Below are 14,374 nucleotides of genomic sequence, written 5' to 3'. Positions count from 1 at the left end.
GTGGGGCGTCCTGCTGAGGCCGGGGAGCCTGACTCGGCGGTCGGCGCCTCCCCTGGGTCCGTGGATCGGCAGATGCCCGCCGCGGCCGCTCCCCGCGCGGCTCGTCCGGTGGCTGCGGGCGTCCGGAGCGACGAGCACCCGGTGGCGGCACTCTGCGCGGCGGCTGCCTGCGCGGCCTGCCGTTCTGCTCGTCGTCCGGGAAGCGTCCAGTCACCTCGGCATCCCGCCTTGTGGGTCGACGTGGCGGGCCCGATACGACGCGCGGGCATCGAGCCACCCTTGCAAGATCTCCACCGCAGCAACCTGGTCGATGACCGCCCGCTGTTTGCGGCCCTTCACCCCGCGCTGCGACAGCATGCGCGACGCCGTGACAGTGCTCAGCCGTTCGTCGGCCAGTCGCACCGGGACACCGGTGATGCGCTCGGCGAGCCGCTCCGCGTAGTCAACAGCGGCATCGGCGGCAGCGCCGTGCCGGTCGGCCAAGGTCCGTGGCAGACCAACCACTACTTCCACCACGTCGTTCTCGGCCACCAGCTCGGCGAGCTGAGCAAGGTCGGTGTCGTCGTCGGCATCGCGAGCCAGGGTAACCAGTGGTGTGGCCAACACCGGCGTCGGATCGCTCAACGCCACACCGACCCGCACCGAACCGACGTCGACTCCGAGCCGCCGCCCCGGCCCCGGGTCGTCCGCGCCGGGGGTGTCGGGCCGCCGCGTCAACCGGCAGCTCCCGACCGGACGGCGTGCTCGAGCGCCGCGATCGCCTGGTCGACACCTGCCGGGTTGCCGCCGCCACCTTGGGCCAGGTCCGGCTTGCCGCCGCCCCGACCGCCGACCTGCTCGGCGAACTGACCGATCAGCTTGCCCGCCGCGATGCCCTTGTCGCGCGCCTGCTCGGTGGTGGCCACCGCGAAGCTGACCTTGCCGTCGTTGGCCGAGAACAGCGCGACCACACCGGGCCGGGCCCCGAGACGGTTCCGCACCTCGGAGGTGAGCTTGCGCAGGCCGCCTGCGTCCACGCCGTCGGCCACCTGCTTGGCCACCAGCGAGACCCCGCCGACGTCCCGGGACTCTTCCGCCAGGCTCCCGGCCGACGACAGGACCTGCTCGGTGCGCAGCCGTTCGACCTCCTGCTCGGCGTTCTTCAGCCGGGTCAGCACGTCCTCGATCCGCGACGGCAGCTGGTCGGCGGGCACCTTGAACGTGCCTGCCAGGTGCGAGACGAGCAGCTGCTCCTTGCGCACGTAGCGCAGCGCGTCGGTTCCGACCAGCGCCTCGACCCGGTGCACGCCGGAACCGATCGACGAGTCGGACACCAGCTTGACCAGGCCGAGCTGCCCGATGCGCTCCACGTGGGTGCCACCGCACAGTTCGCGCGAGTAGTCGCCCATGTCGACGACGCGGACCTCGTTGCCGTACTTCTCGCCGAACAGCGCGACAGCGCCCATCTCCAGCGCCTTGTCCTTCGAGGTCACGTACGCCTGCACCTCGACGTCGGTGAGCAGGTAGTCGTTGACCTCCTCTTCGACCTCGGTCAGCACGTCGGTGGACACCGACTTCGGCGAGGTGAAGTCGAACCGCAGCCTGCCGGGCGAGTTCAGCGAACCGGCCTGCGCGGCCCGCTGCCCGTAGGCGCCGCGCACGGCGGCGTGCACCAGGTGGGTGGCCGAGTGCGACCGCTGAATGGCCATCCGGCGGGCCTCGTCCACCGAGCCGGTCAGCGTGGTGTCCAGGCCGATCTCGCCCTGCGTCACCTTGACCTTGTGCACGAACAGCCCGGGCACGGCCTTCTGCACGTCGAGGACCTCGACCTCGCCGCCCTCGCCGACCAGCACACCGGTGTCGGCGATCTGACCACCGGACTCGGCGTAGAACGGCGTGCGGTCCAGCACCAGCTCGGCCTTGTCCCCTGCCCGCACCGACTTGACCGGCTGACCGTCCTTGAGCAGGCCGATCACGCGTGCGGTGGCCTGCAGGTCGGTGTAGCCGAGGAACTCGGTCTCGCCGTGCTGTTCGAGCAGCTTGCGGTACTCCGACAGGTCGGCCACGCCCACCTTCTGCCGGGCCGCGTCGGCCTTGGCGCGCTGCCGCTGCTGCTCCATCAGCGACCGGAAGCCTTCTTCGTCGACCTGCAGGCCCTGCTCGGCGGCCATCTCCAGGGTCAGGTCGATCGGGAAGCCGTACGTGTCGTGCAGCTGGAAGGCCTTCTCGCCGGACAGCAGGTTGCCGCCGCTCTTCTTGGTCTCCGCAGCGGCCAGATCGAAGATCCGCGACCCGCTGGTCAGCGTGGCCAGGAAGGCCTCTTCCTCGTTGCGCATGACGTCGTTGATGCGCTCGAAGTCGCGAGCGATCTCCGGATACGACGGAGCCATCGCGTCGCGCACCACGGCGGCGAACTCGCCGAGCACCGGCTCGTGCACACCCAGCAGCCGCACCGACCGGACGATGCGCCGCAACAGCCGACGCAGTACGTAGCCGCGGGCCTCGTTGCCGGGCGTGACACCGTCACCGATCAACATGACGCCGGAGCGTGCATGGTCGGCGATCACCCGGAACCGCACGTCATCGGTGTGGTTCTGACCGTAGCGACGGCCGGAGATCTCCTCCGCCTTGGTGATCACCGGGCGCACCAGGTCCGTCTCGTAGACGTTGGCGACGCCTTGCAGCAGGTAGGCGACGCGCTCGATACCCATCCCGGTGTCGATGTTCTTCTTCGGCAGCGGGCCGAGCACCGGGCCGCCCTGCTTCGGGCTGACCTCACCGCGCAGCTCCTGCATGAAGACCAGGTTCCAGATCTCCAGGTAGCGGTCCTCGTCCACTACGGGACCGCCCTCCCGGCCGTAGTCCGGGCCGCGGTCGTAGTAGATCTCCGAGCACGGGCCGCCCGGGCCGGGCACACCCATGTCCCAGTAGTTGTCCGCGGCGGAGCGGTACTGGATCCGGTCCTGCGGGATGCCGGTGACCTTGCGCCACAGCGCCGCTGCCTCGGCATCGTGCTCGTAGACCGTCACCCACAGCCGGCTCTCGTCGAACCCGTAGCCACCGTCGGCCTGCGACTTGGTGACCAGGTCCCACGCGTACTCGATGGCGCCTTCCTTGAAGTAGTCGCCGAACGAGAAGTTGCCCGCCATCTGGAAGAACGTGTTGTGCCGGGTGGTCTTGCCGACCTCGTCGATGTCGCCGGTACGCACGCACTTCTGCACGCTGGTCGCGCGCGGGTACGGCGGCGGAGCCTCGCCCAGGAAGTAGGGCTTGAACTGCACCATGCCTGCATTGACGAACAGCAGGTTCGGGTCGTCCAGGATCAGCGACGCGCTGGGGACCTCGGTGTGTCCACGCTCGGTGAAATGCTTCAGGAAGCGTTCTCGGATCTCATGTGTCTGCACGGCTTTTCGTCCTACGGGTTCTGCGAGCTACGGCTGAGGGTGAGCGGGTTCGGGCGGCAAACGCCTGCGCGGCGTCAGGCGTCTGCCTTGGGCGCTCGACGCGACGCCGGACGCGGGTTCGCCCGGGCAGCCGACGCGTGCCTGCCCGCGCGCGGACGCGCCTGGGCCGGCCGCACGGCGATCCCGGTGTCGCGCTTCACCTGCTCCTGCAACTCCTGCTCACGCTCGGACATCCCGGCTCGGACGTCCGCCCCGAACGAACCGAGGGCGCCTGCGAGTTCGCGGATCGCATCGCCCACATTCGAGGCTAACCCTGCGGGCGTGACCTGACGAGCCGATTTGCTGGCCTTGCGAGTCAGTGCCACGCCGGAGACCACGCCGAGGCCGAACCAGAATGTGCGCTTCATCGGCGGCCCCGCTTCCGTCCCTTGGCGGCCCGCCGGGAACGGCCCGCGGTGTCGGCCTTGGCCTCCCTGCGGGCCTTGATGGCCTTGCGCACACCGTAGGTGAGCGCCGCGGTCTTCACCAACGGCCCACCGAGCGTCGCGGTGAACACCGAGGTCAGGGCGGAAACGTTGCTGGAGGCCTGCTGGATGTTGGCCGTGACCCCGTCGACCCGCTCCAGCTGCGTGTTGACGTGCGTCAGCGTGTCGTTGGCGCCGTGCAGGATCGGGTCGGTGTTCTCGTGGGCCTTGCGAATGGCGATCGTCGCCTCGTCCAGCGTGCGGCCCAGCTTCAGCAGAGGTACCGCCAGCAGGATGACCAGCAGCACGAAAGCGCCTGCGGCGATCAACGCCGCGAGTTGGCCAGCGGACAAGGTTCCTCCAGAGACGTCAGCTGCCGAGAATGGAGGTCAGGCTACCGTGGACCATCGGCGCCGGCAGGAGCGGGCCGGGCGTCAGAACCGCTTGATGATCGCCTCCGCGCGGGCCAACAGGTCCAGGTCGTAGGCAAGACCGGGAATGTAGAAGTTGACGTAGTCGACACCCGCTTCCAGCACCGACTCGATCTTGGCGGCGATCTGGTCGTCCGTGCCGATCAGGCCCCAGCCGGAGCGCCACCTCGGCGGGTCGCCCACGTGTGCCCGCGCCATCGCTTCCTCCGGGTCGTCACCACGGTCGATCGGCAGGATGTTGATGTTGGTCGACTTGATGATCTCGTCGTAGTCCCGCCCCACCTCGTCGCAGTGCCTGCGCAGGATTTCCGCCTTCTCGGTGATCTTCTCCGGGTCGCCGTTGCCGAAGTTGGCCGCGTCAGCGAACCGGGCGACCAACCGCAGTGTGACCTTCGGACCGCCGCCACCGAGCCACAGCGACGGGTGCGGCTTACGCACACCCTTCGGCTCGTTGATCGGCTTGTCGACCGAGTGGTAGCGGCCGGAGAAGACCACTTCGTCCTCGGTCCACATGCGGTAGACGATCTCGGTGGCCTCGGCGAACGCCGCCATCCGGTCCTTCAGCGACGTCCACTCGTAGCCGTAGGCCTTCCATTCGTGCTCGTACCAGCCCGCACCGAGACCCGCGTAGAGCCGACCGTGGCTCATCACGTCCACCGTGGAGGCCATCTTCGCGAACAACGCGGGGTTGCGATAACCGTTGCAGCCCACCATCTGCCCGACGTTGACCCTGCTGGTGTCCCTGGTCAGCGCTGCCGTGGTGGTCCAGGCCTCGAACGTGGTGTTCTGCGTCGGCTCGGGCGTGGTGTGGAAGTGGTCGTAGACCCAGATGGAATCCCACGGGCCCGCGTCGGCCGCCTTGGCCACCGCGGTCATCGCCTCCCACTGCTCGACCGGGTCGGCGATCTCGGTCAGATCCAACCGCCAGCCCTGGGGTACGAAAACTCCGAAGCGCACGCTCATGGGACCGAGTCTTGCACGCCGCGGGCGACCAGTCGCGCAACAGCTCCGAGTCGACCCGGATGCCGATACCTACCCGATCGTAGGATGTCTACGAACAATATTGTTCGCTAATGTCCGCCGTGGATCATCCACGGGAAAGGGCATGGAGCGGTGAAGAGAAAACTCCTGGCAGGCCTGGCGGCTGCGGCCGCGGTCGCGTTGTTGGTCGGAACGAGCGCGTCGGCGGTGGCCGAGCCCGCGAATCAGCAGGGTGCGCGGTACTTCGTGCTGATCGGTGGCACGTGCGACCCCAACGCCGATGCCTACAACGACATCGATCTCCGCGGCGGCGTCCCGCTGCGGGTGCACTACCCGGCGGCGGGCAACCCCGCGTGCAGCCAGCTCGGGATCTCCTACGACGCGAGCGTGGCGGAAGGTCACCGGGCGGCCCGCGCGGTGCTGGAGCAGGCCTACGCCAACGATCCCGGCGGCGAGTTCGTCGTCGTCGGCTTCTCGCAGGGTGCGCATGTGGCGAACCTGGTGCTCGAGGACGTCGCGGACGGCCGGATCGGCGTGCCGAAGTCGCAGGTCTCCGGCTCGCTCTACGGCGACCCCATGCACCCGGGCACCGGGATCGGCGCCATCGTGCCCAAGGGGATGAGCGCGTTCGGCTTCACCTCGCCGGGACCAGGGCGCACCGACTTCGGCGGCATCCCGGTGGAGCGCTACTGCATCGAGACCGACGGCGTCTGCCACTTCAACACCATCGAGGCGCCGGGCGGCTACGTGATCCAGCACCCGTGCTACCCGTCCAAGGTCATGCCGGAAACGCTGGCCGACCACGTGGTGCATGGCAACCACTGGTGGCCCCGCGTCGGCCCCTGCTGACCGACCCCGCCCCCGAGATGCCCGCGGCTACCCACCCGGCCGCGGGCATCTTCGTGGTCAGCGTTCGCCGCGCACGATCTTCCGGAGCCGTTGAATCCGCTCCGCGATCGGCCGCTCCGCTCCGCGCTCGGTCGGGTGGTAGTAGTCCTTGCCCACCAGCCCGTCCGGCGGATACTGCTGCTCCACCACACCTTCGGCAACGTTGTGCGGGTACCGGTAACCCTGCGCGTGGCCGAGCCTGGCGGCGCCGGCGTAATGACCGTCGCGCAAGTGCGGCGGCACGCTGCCCGCTTTGCCCGCCCGGACGTCCGCCAACGCACCGTCGATCGCGCTGATCACCGCGTTCGACTTCGGCGCCGTCGCCAGATGCACCGTCGCCTGGGCCAGCGCCAACCGCCCTTCCGGCATCCCGATGAACTGCACGGCGTGCGCGGCGGCAACCGCGGTCTGCAATGCCGTCGGGTCCGCCATCCCGATGTCCTCACTGGCGTGCACCACGAGGCGGCGCGCGATGAACCGGGGGTCCTCACCCGCTTCGATCATCCGCGCCAGGTAGTGCAGGGCGGCGTCCACGTCCGAGCCGCGGATCGACTTGATGAACGCGCTGATGACGTCGTAGTGCTGGTCCCCGTCGCGGTCGTAGCGGACCGCCGCCTTGTCGACCGTGGCCTCCACCGTCGCCAGGTCGATCGTGCCCTCTTCGGCGGCGTCCGCGGCGGCTTCGAGCGCGGTCAGCACGCGGCGTGCGTCTCCCCCGCCGAGCCGCACCAGGTGAGCGGCGGCTTCTTCGGTGAGTTCGTACTTGCCCGCCAAGCCACGTTCGTCGGCCAGCGCGCGGGCCAGCACCTCGCGGATGTCGTCGTCGGTCAGCGGACGCAGCTGCAGCACCAGTGACCGCGACAGCAGCGGCGCCACCACGGAGAACGACGGATTCTCGGTGGTCGCAGCCACCAACAGCACGGTGCGATCTTCCACCGCGCCGAGCAGGGCGTCCTGCTGCGTCTTGGAGAAGCGGTGCACCTCGTCGATGAACAGCACGGTGTTCTCGGCCGCGTGGGAGCGTCTGCGCCGCGCCTCGGCGATCACCGCGCGCAGCTCCTTCACGCCGGAATTCAGCGCCGAGAGCGCCACGAAGCGCCGCCCGGTCGCCCCCGCCATGAGGTAGGCCAACGTGGTCTTCCCCGTACCCGGCGGACCGAACAGCACCACCGACGCCGGCGTCGCGCCCTCCACCAGCCTGCGCAGCGGCGCCCCCGGCCCCAGCAGGTGATCCTGACCGACTACCTCGTCGAGCGAGCGCGGGCGCATCCGGACCGCCAACGGGTCCATCGGGTCGACCGGCGTCTGCTCGCCCGACGACGACTCCTCCAGCGCCGGGTTGACGGTGAACAGTTCGTCCTGCACACCTCGACGCTACCGCGCCGGACCGTCGACCAGGCCGCTACGGCCGCCTCACGCGAACGCCGGATACGGAGCGAACTCGAGACCTGGCCCGAATCGCTCGTCCAGCCCGGCGGCCACGGCTCCCGCGTGGTCGGCCAGGTCGTCGGCACCGGCGAACGCCGCCTGCTTGGACAGCTCCTGCCACCACGACACCAGCGCGGCCGGCCTGCTGCTCGCTTGTGCGCCGTTGACGCTCGCGGCCAGGCCGGGCAGCTCGCGGTGCGTCTGCTGCCACACACACATCAGCTGGCAGTCGAGCAACGCCTCGGAGAACACCGACTCGTCGGCCAGCCGCGGCCACACCGACACGACCTCCGCACGCCAGCCGGCGATCATCGCCTCACTCATGCCCGCGGGCAACGCGAGTGCGCCCTGCCAGAACGCGAACGGCACTCGCATGTGCGCCACGTCGAGCAACGCATTGCGCACCTGGCCGTGCTCGAAATCCAGAAATCGCACACCGCTGCTGGTCACCAGGTTGTTCTCCGGCGACAGGTCGACCGGGGAGAACGCCCGGAAGGTCGCGGCCTGCACCCTGGCAAGGGCGGCCGAGACCTGTTCCCGCACGGTGTCCGACGTCGAGACTCCGAGAACGTCCTGCAGCACCGCAGGCAGCTGGGCCGCCACCGCGGCTTGCGCCTCGTCGTCGCAGGACGGAGTGCCGCCCAGCCGCCGCAGCAAGGCGTTGAAATCCGCCTCCCGGCGCGCCGTGGTGGCGTGCACCCGCCCCAGGGCTCGCGACCAGGACAGCAATGCCCGCTCGGCGGCGCGCGCGTCCCGCTGGTGCAGCTTGTCCTCCAGCGTCGGAGCCAGCCCGAGGTCGGACAGCACCAGCACACCGCGCGTCTTGTCGTGCCCGATCGGCTCGGGGCACATCCGTTCCTCCGAGGTCAGCGCGGTGAACAGCTGGTAGCTCGCGGCCTCGGTAGCGAACGCCGACTGTCGTCGGTAGTGCTTGACCACCAACGTCTTCGGCAACGAGAACGGCGAGGACGCCACCCGCACGCGCACCACGACGGCCGGTCCGCTGCCGGCGAGGTCTTCTGGATCGGTCAACGTGATGGGCGACCCGAATCGATCGGCGAGAACCGACTCTGCAGCGGCCACGGCCGCCTGCAGCTGATCCTCCTCCGGCCCCTCGGCGAGCAGATCATCGCCGGTTGAAGGAGTGTCCACACGCATCAACGGCCGACCCTACTAGCGTGGCAGTCACCATGACCAGCACCAGCGGAGCATCGACGGGCAAATCCCGGGGCCGAGGCGCCCCGCGAGCCACCCGGGACCGGGACGAAACGGGCAGGCCGCGCAACAATCGGCCGCGCGACGGGCTGGGTCGCCCGCTCCCCTACGGCACGCCGGGGGTGCAGCGGCAGCCCGAGGGCGTCGTGCGCACGGTGGCGGAGACGCTCGACGAGGGCCAGCGGCTGCTGGACGCCGGCAGGCCGTTCCACGCCCACGAGGTGTTCGAGGACGCGTGGAAGGCCGGGGACGACCGGCCGGGTGGCCGGGAGCCGCTGTGGCAGGCGCTGGCCCAGCTGGCGGTCGGGCTGACCCACGCGGGCCGCGGCAATCCGCGCGGGAGCGTCCGGTTGCTCCGCCGGGGAGCGGCGAACCTGGGTCCGTACGCCGGCCGGCAGCCGCACGGCATCGACGTCGACGGGCTGCGGGCATGGGCGGACGAACTGGCCGCGGAGGTCGAATCCGGCAGGCTGCCGGACTCGGTCGCCGAGCGCAGTCCTCGGTTGCGTGCGCATTCCCAGGAGTAGTCGCTCAGCCTTGTGGCTCGGGCCTGACGTCCACGCCCGCTTCCTTGCGCTGCTGCTCGGTGATCGGCGCAGGAGCCGACGTCAACGGGTCGAACCCGCCGCCGGACTTCGGGAAGGCGATCACCTCGCGGATCGAGTCCGCACCGGTCAGCAGCGCGCAGATGCGGTCCCAGCCGAACGCGATACCGCCGTGCGGCGGCGCGCCGTACTGGAACGCGTCGAGCAGGAAGCCGAACTTCTCCTGCGCCTCTTCCTCCGACAGGCCCATGACCTTGAAGACCCGGCGCTGCACGTCCGGCTGGTGGATACGAATCGACCCGCCACCGATCTCGTTACCGTTGCAGACGATGTCGTAGGCGTAGGCCTTCGCATTGCCGGGGTCGCTGTCGAACTTGTCCAGCCACTCCGGTGTCGGTGACGTGAACGCGTGGTGCAGCGCGGTCCAGTTGCCGCTGCCGACCGCGACCTCGCCGCCCGCTTCGGCTTCGGCCGCCGACTCGAACAGCGGGAAGTCCACCACCCACACGAACGACCAGGCGTTCGGGTCGATCAGGCCGAGCCGGTTGGCGATCTCCACCCGCGCCGCACCGAGCAGGGCGCGCGCCTCGTTCGGCTTGCCTGCGGCGAAGAACACGCAGTCGCCCGGCTTGGCGCCGGTGGCCTCGGCCAGGCCCGCACGCTCGGACTCGGACAGGTTCTTGGCCACCGGACCGGTCAGCGAGCCGTCCTCCTGCACCAGGACGTAGGCCAGGCCGCGAGCGCCGCGCTGCTTGGCCCAGTCCTGCCAGGCGTCGAGCGTGCGCCGCGGCTGCGAGGCACCGCCTTCCATCACGACGGAACCGACATACGGCGCCTGGAACACCCGGAACGGGGTGCTGGCGAAGTACTCGGTGAGGTCGGTGATCTCCAGGTCGAAGCGCAGGTCCGGCTTGTCGGTGCCGTACTTCGCCATCGCTTCGGCGTAGCTGATCCGCGGGATCGGGGTGGTGATCTCGTACCCGATCAGCTTCCACAGCGCGACCAGGATCTCCTCGGACAGCGCGATGACGTCGTCCTGGTCGACGAAGCTCTGCTCGATGTCCAGCTGGGTGAACTCGGGCTGCCGGTCGGCGCGGAAGTCCTCGTCCCGGTAGCAGCGGGCGATCTGGAAGTACCGCTCGACGCCCGCGACCATGAGCAGCTGCTTGAACAACTGCGGCGATTGCGGAAGCGCGTACCAGCTGCCCGGACGCAGGCGGGCCGGGACCAGGAAGTCCCGCGCGCCTTCCGGCGTGGAGCGGGTCATGGTCGGCGTCTCGACCTCGACGAAGCCGCGGTTGAGCAGCACTTCCCGGGCCACCCGGTTCACCTCGCTGCGCAGCCGCAGCGCCCGCGCGGGACCGGACCGGCGCAGGTCCAGGTAGCGGTAGCGCAGCCGGGTCTCCTCACCGACGTCGACCCGGTCGTCCACCGGGAACGGCAGCGGCGCGGACTCCGACAGCACCGTCAGGTCGGTGACCAGCACCTCGATCTCACCGGTGGCGATCTCCGGGTTCTCGTTGCCCTCCGGCCGCTTGGCCACCTCACCGGTGACCTGGATGCAGAACTCCGAGCGCAGCCCGTGCGCGCGCTCGGCCATCTCGCCTTCCCGGAACACGACCTGCGCCACCCCGGACGCGTCGCGCAGGTCGATGAAGATGACGCCGCCGTGATCACGCCGCCGGGCCACCCAACCGGTCAACGTGACGGTCTGGCCGGCGTGCTCGGCACGCAAGGTGCCGGCTTCGTGGGTGCGGAGCACGAGTATCGCTGCCTCTCGGTTCGTCGGTCTTCTCCCAAGACGGCAAGGCTAACCAACGCCGCGGAGCCGCCTGCCACCGGTTTCGTCTCAGCGGGCCCGATCGCCGCTGGCATACTGCCGCCGGACCGACAGCGTTGTCGGACGTGCGAGTAGGCCGGACAGACAGGAGGCGAGGGGTGACGCGACCCGAACCCCCGCACAACGACCGCCGGAGGCGGGTGCCAGACCCCACCGAGGAGATCCCCCGCGTCACTCCGGATGCCGGCAGCCGACCGCGTCGACCAGCAGATGCGCGTGGTCGACACGCTCCGCAGCGGCGGCGTGGCGAACCACCGCAGAGCTCCCGGTCGAGCGGCCACTCCCGCGCTCCGTCACATCGCGACGCCCCTCCGCCGCAACCGGGCCCGCGATCACGTGGCGACTCTGGTGAGCGGGCCCGGCGGCATCGATCACGCGACGACTCACCCGAGCGACCACGCGCACGCGACCACACTCCCGAGCGGCCGGAGCGTCACCAGCCGGCAGACCCCACCCCCGAACCGGCCCCCAGCTCCCGGTCCCGCGACCACTCCCCCAACCGGCCGGAGCGTCACCAGCCGGCAGACCCCACCCCCGAACCGGCCCCCAGCACTCGGTCCCGCGACGACTCCCCCGAGCCGCCGCGCGCACCCGGCGACTCCCCGGAACCGCCGCGGATCTCGCATGCGCACAGCCATTCCCACGAACCGCCGCCCCCGGCCTCCGACCGCCTGCGCAAGATCCTCGCTGCACTCCTGGCTCCGTTCGTGCTGGCCGCGCTGGCGGGCACGGTGGCGTTGTGGCCGTCCGGGGATCTGCCGGACAGCACCATCGACTCGGGCCGGCCCATCGGCGCCACCGTCACCGCCGTCGCGGCCGGGTCGTGCACCAAGCCCGGCGAAGTCAACGTTGCCGACACACCGGACGACAAGGGCCCGCAGCGCTGCCTGACGCTGACGCTCCGGCTCACCGAGGGCGAAGCCGAAGGCACGACGCTGCGCAAGCTCATCCCGATCCAGCCCACCACCCCGCGGTTCGCCGCGGGCGACGACATCGTGCTCGCCTACACCGGCGGCGACCCCACCACCCCCGACGCGTACCAGGTCAAGGATTTCCAGCGCGGCCTCCCGTTGTTGCTGCTCGCGGCGTTGTTCGCGCTTGCGGTGGTGGCTTTGGGCCGGTGGCAGGGCTTGCGCGCGCTGATCGGGTTGATCTTCACGTTCGGCGCGCTCGCACTGTTCGTGCTGCCTGCGATTCTCGACGGACGGGATCCGCTGCTGGTCGCCATCACCGCGGCCGGGTTGATCATGTTCGCCACGCTGTATCTGACCCACGGCGTCTCCGCCCGCACCACGGTCGCCGTGCTGGGGACGCTGGTCAGCCTGGTGCTGATCGGAGTGTTCGCGGCGATCTTCTCCGGGTTGGCGCAGCTCACCGGCCTGGACGAGCCGACGGCGACCTTGATCAGCTCCCTGGGACACGGCATCGACACCCGAGGGCTGCTGCTCGCCGGCGTGGTGATCGGCGCGCTCGGTGTCCTCGACGACGTGACCGTCACGCAGGCCAGCGCGGTCTGGGAACTGCGGCAAGCGAACGCCGAGCTGACCTGGCGGGAGCTGTACCGCTCAGGGTTGCGGATCGGGCGGGACCATGTCGCCTCCGCGGTGAACACGCTGGTGCTCGCCTACGCCGGGGCAGCGTTGCCGGTGATGCTCTACACCGCGATCTCCGGGGTCGGCCTCGGCACGATCCTGACCTCGCAGGACATCGCCCAGGAGGTGCTCCGGACACTCGTGGGCAGCTTGGGCATCATCGCCGCCGTTCCGGTCACCACGGCGGTTGCCGCGTTGGTGGTGCACCGCGAACCGCTCGGCGCGCCGCAGATCAGTCGAGCGAAGCGACGAACCGGCTGATCGCCTGCATGCTGTAGCGCTGCGCGAGCTTGTCGCCCGGTGCGGCAGTGGCCAACCGGTACAGCGGCCGGTCCTCCAGCCCGTCGCCTTTGGCCTCGGCACGCAGTTGTGCGACCAGCAGCTCGGCGAACACCATGCCGTTGACCTCGGTGTTGTTCATCAACGCGTTCGCCAGCCTGCGCAGCGGCACGATGCCCATCTCGCGGCCGGCCGCCTGCAGACCGGTGCCCTGATACACGGCGAGGTCGACCTTCACCGACGTGCGCTTGCCGCCCACCAGCAGGCCGACCGTGCGGGCGCCGCGCACCTGGGTGATCACCACGTCCACCCTGGTGGCTTCCGCCACCGGCAGGCGGCGCGTGCCCCAGGTGCGTACCACCAGGTCGTTGCCCTCCAGCCACACCTGCCTGCGCAGCGAGTAGGACGTCAACAGCAACAACGGCAACCCCACCACGGCGGCGGCGATGAGCCCTCCGGTGCGGCCGGCGATCAGCCCGACGATGCCACCGACCGCCGCGGCCAGCAGCACGATGACGATCAGGGCGCCGACCAGTCGCTTGCGCCGCTGCTGCGGATCGGTGCCGTGCAGCAGGATGCGCTCACCGGACTCGCGGCCGGGCTCCGGCCGGGAAGCCTGCTCGGGTGTCTCGCTCATGACTGCAGGAACGGGTTGCTCGCGCGTTCTTTACCGATCGTCGTCGCTCCCATGTGCCCGGGGAGCACGACGGTGTCGTCGGACAGCGTCAACACCTTCTCCTTCAGCGAACGCTGCATCACCTCGGGATCACCGCCAGGCAGGTCGGTGCGGCCGATCGATCCGGCGAACAGCACGTCGCCGGTGAACGCGACCTGGCCGCCCTCCTCGTTGCGCACCCGGTAGATCACCGAGCCGGGCGTGTGCCCGGGGGCGTGGTCGACGGTGAACTCGAACCCGGCCACGCTCAGCGTGTCCTCGGTCAGCTCCACCACGTCCCGCGGCTCGCGCATCTGCACCTGGCCGCCGAACATCGCGGCCAGCTGCGGGCCGAGCCCACGGAACGGATCGGACAGCAACACCCGGTCCTCCGGCTGGATGTAGACCGGGATGGTGTGCGCGTCCGCCACGTTCTGCGCCGCGAAGACATGGTCGAAGTGCCCGTGGGTGGCCAGCACCGCGACCGGGTTCAGCCGATGCTCCCGCAGCGCCTTCTCGATGCCCTGCTCGGCGTCCTGCCCCGGGTCGATGATCACGCAGTCCTGCCCGGTGTCGGCGGCCACCAGGTAGCAATTGGCCTGAAACGCTCCGGCCGGAAACCCCACCACAAGCACGCCGCCAGGGTACCGGTAGTGGCCGAGCAGGCCAGCCC

General features: G+C 70.1%; 13 protein-coding genes. 3 read left to right on the top strand and 10 right to left on the bottom strand.

The annotated features are described in order from the left end of the window. Positions 1-210 precede the first annotated feature (210 nt). From ruvX to YWM_RS0101595, 5 genes are all read right to left on the bottom strand, one after another. Positions 211-717 (bottom strand): Holliday junction resolvase RuvX, encoded by a 507-nt coding sequence (gene ruvX, locus YWM_RS0101615; protein WP_028849234.1) that lies wholly within the window; start codon positions 715-717, stop codon positions 211-213. Then, positions 714-3,383, bottom strand: a complete 2,670-nt coding sequence (gene alaS / locus YWM_RS0101610; protein ID WP_028849233.1) for an alanine--tRNA ligase — start codon at positions 3,381-3,383, stop codon at positions 714-716. Before alaS ends, ruvX begins: the two co-directional genes overlap by 4 nt. 74 nt (positions 3,384-3,457) lie before the next feature. Beyond that, positions 3,458-3,790, bottom strand: coding sequence for a hypothetical protein (locus YWM_RS0101605; RefSeq protein ID WP_028849232.1), 333 nt, complete (start codon positions 3,788-3,790; stop codon positions 3,458-3,460). Further along, entirely contained in the window at positions 3,787-4,200 is a 414-nt protein-coding gene (locus tag YWM_RS0101600) for a DUF948 domain-containing protein (RefSeq protein WP_028849231.1), read from the bottom strand. Before YWM_RS0101600 ends, YWM_RS0101605 begins: the two co-directional genes overlap by 4 nt. 81 nt (positions 4,201-4,281) lie before the next feature. Further along, a complete protein-coding gene (locus tag YWM_RS0101595; RefSeq protein ID WP_028849230.1) occupies positions 4,282-5,241 on the bottom strand; it encodes an LLM class F420-dependent oxidoreductase in 960 nt (319 codons plus the stop codon). A gap of 150 nt (positions 5,242-5,391) precedes the next feature. On the opposite strand from YWM_RS0101595, the gene YWM_RS0101590 reads away from it, so the two are divergent. Further along, on the top strand, positions 5,392-6,108 hold the full coding sequence (locus tag YWM_RS0101590; protein ID WP_028849229.1) for a PE-PPE domain-containing protein: 717 nt from the start codon (positions 5,392-5,394) through the stop codon (positions 6,106-6,108). A 57-nt stretch (positions 6,109-6,165) separates the two neighbouring features. Here YWM_RS0101590 and YWM_RS0101585 read toward each other — a convergent pair whose 3' ends face one another. Together YWM_RS0101585 and YWM_RS0101580 are read right to left on the bottom strand one after the other, a co-directional pair. Continuing rightward, positions 6,166-7,512 carry a replication-associated recombination protein A gene (locus YWM_RS0101585; RefSeq protein ID WP_028849228.1) on the bottom strand — a complete coding sequence of 449 codons (1,347 nt, stop codon included), beginning with the start codon at positions 7,510-7,512 and terminating at the stop codon, positions 6,166-6,168. Between the two features lie 48 nt (positions 7,513-7,560). Beyond that, a complete protein-coding gene (locus tag YWM_RS0101580) occupies positions 7,561-8,733 on the bottom strand; it encodes a phosphotransferase (RefSeq protein WP_028849227.1) in 1,173 nt (390 codons plus the stop codon). 32 nt (positions 8,734-8,765) lie between these two features. On the opposite strand from YWM_RS0101580, the gene YWM_RS21720 reads away from it, so the two are divergent. After that, the gene (locus YWM_RS21720) at positions 8,766-9,317 is read left to right on the top strand and encodes a DUF309 domain-containing protein (protein ID WP_052344510.1); all 552 of its coding nucleotides are present in this window, start codon (positions 8,766-8,768) and stop codon (positions 9,315-9,317) included. Between the two features lie 4 nt (positions 9,318-9,321). Here YWM_RS21720 and aspS read toward each other — a convergent pair whose 3' ends face one another. Next, complete coding sequence (gene aspS, locus YWM_RS0101570; RefSeq protein ID WP_028849226.1) at positions 9,322-11,097, bottom strand: aspartate--tRNA ligase; 1,776 nt, start codon at positions 11,095-11,097, stop codon at positions 9,322-9,324. A gap of 785 nt (positions 11,098-11,882) precedes the next feature. On the opposite strand from aspS, the gene YWM_RS21715 reads away from it, so the two are divergent. Then, on the top strand, positions 11,883-13,028 hold the full coding sequence (locus YWM_RS21715) for a YibE/F family protein (protein ID WP_245565879.1): 1,146 nt from the start codon (positions 11,883-11,885) through the stop codon (positions 13,026-13,028). On the opposite strand, the gene YWM_RS0101560 is transcribed toward YWM_RS21715, so the two are convergent. Next, on the bottom strand, positions 13,000-13,683 hold the full coding sequence (locus tag YWM_RS0101560) for a hypothetical protein (protein ID WP_028849225.1): 684 nt from the start codon (positions 13,681-13,683) through the stop codon (positions 13,000-13,002). The genes YWM_RS21715 and YWM_RS0101560 overlap by 29 nt on opposite strands. Beyond that, a complete protein-coding gene (locus tag YWM_RS0101555) occupies positions 13,680-14,336 on the bottom strand; it encodes an MBL fold metallo-hydrolase (protein WP_028849224.1) in 657 nt (218 codons plus the stop codon). Before YWM_RS0101555 ends, YWM_RS0101560 begins: the two co-directional genes overlap by 4 nt. Positions 14,337-14,374: the final 38 nt, after the last annotated feature.

Origin of the sequence: Thermocrispum municipale DSM 44069, from assembly GCF_000427825.1 — a bacterium.
Taxonomy (GTDB): domain Bacteria; phylum Actinomycetota; class Actinomycetes; order Mycobacteriales; family Pseudonocardiaceae; genus Thermocrispum; species Thermocrispum municipale.
This window is presented reverse-complemented; position numbering and strand designations above follow the sequence as displayed.

Bases quoted from the DNA above. Each gene is read 5' to 3' on its own strand.
- YWM_RS0101595 (WP_028849230.1), bottom strand. From the start codon at position 5,241: ATGAGCGTGCGCTTCGGAGTTTTCGTACCCCAGGGCTGGCGGTTGGAT.
- YWM_RS0101580 (WP_028849227.1), bottom strand. From the start codon at position 8,733: ATGCGTGTGGACACTCCTTCAACCGGCGATGATCTGCTCGCCGAGGGG.
- YWM_RS0101560 (WP_028849225.1), bottom strand. From the start codon at position 13,683: ATGAGCGAGACACCCGAGCAGGCTTCCCGGCCGGAGCCCGGCCGCGAG.
- YWM_RS21720 (WP_052344510.1), top strand. From the start codon at position 8,766: ATGACCAGCACCAGCGGAGCATCGACGGGCAAATCCCGGGGCCGAGGC.
- YWM_RS0101605 (WP_028849232.1), bottom strand. From the start codon at position 3,790: ATGAAGCGCACATTCTGGTTCGGCCTCGGCGTGGTCTCCGGCGTGGCA.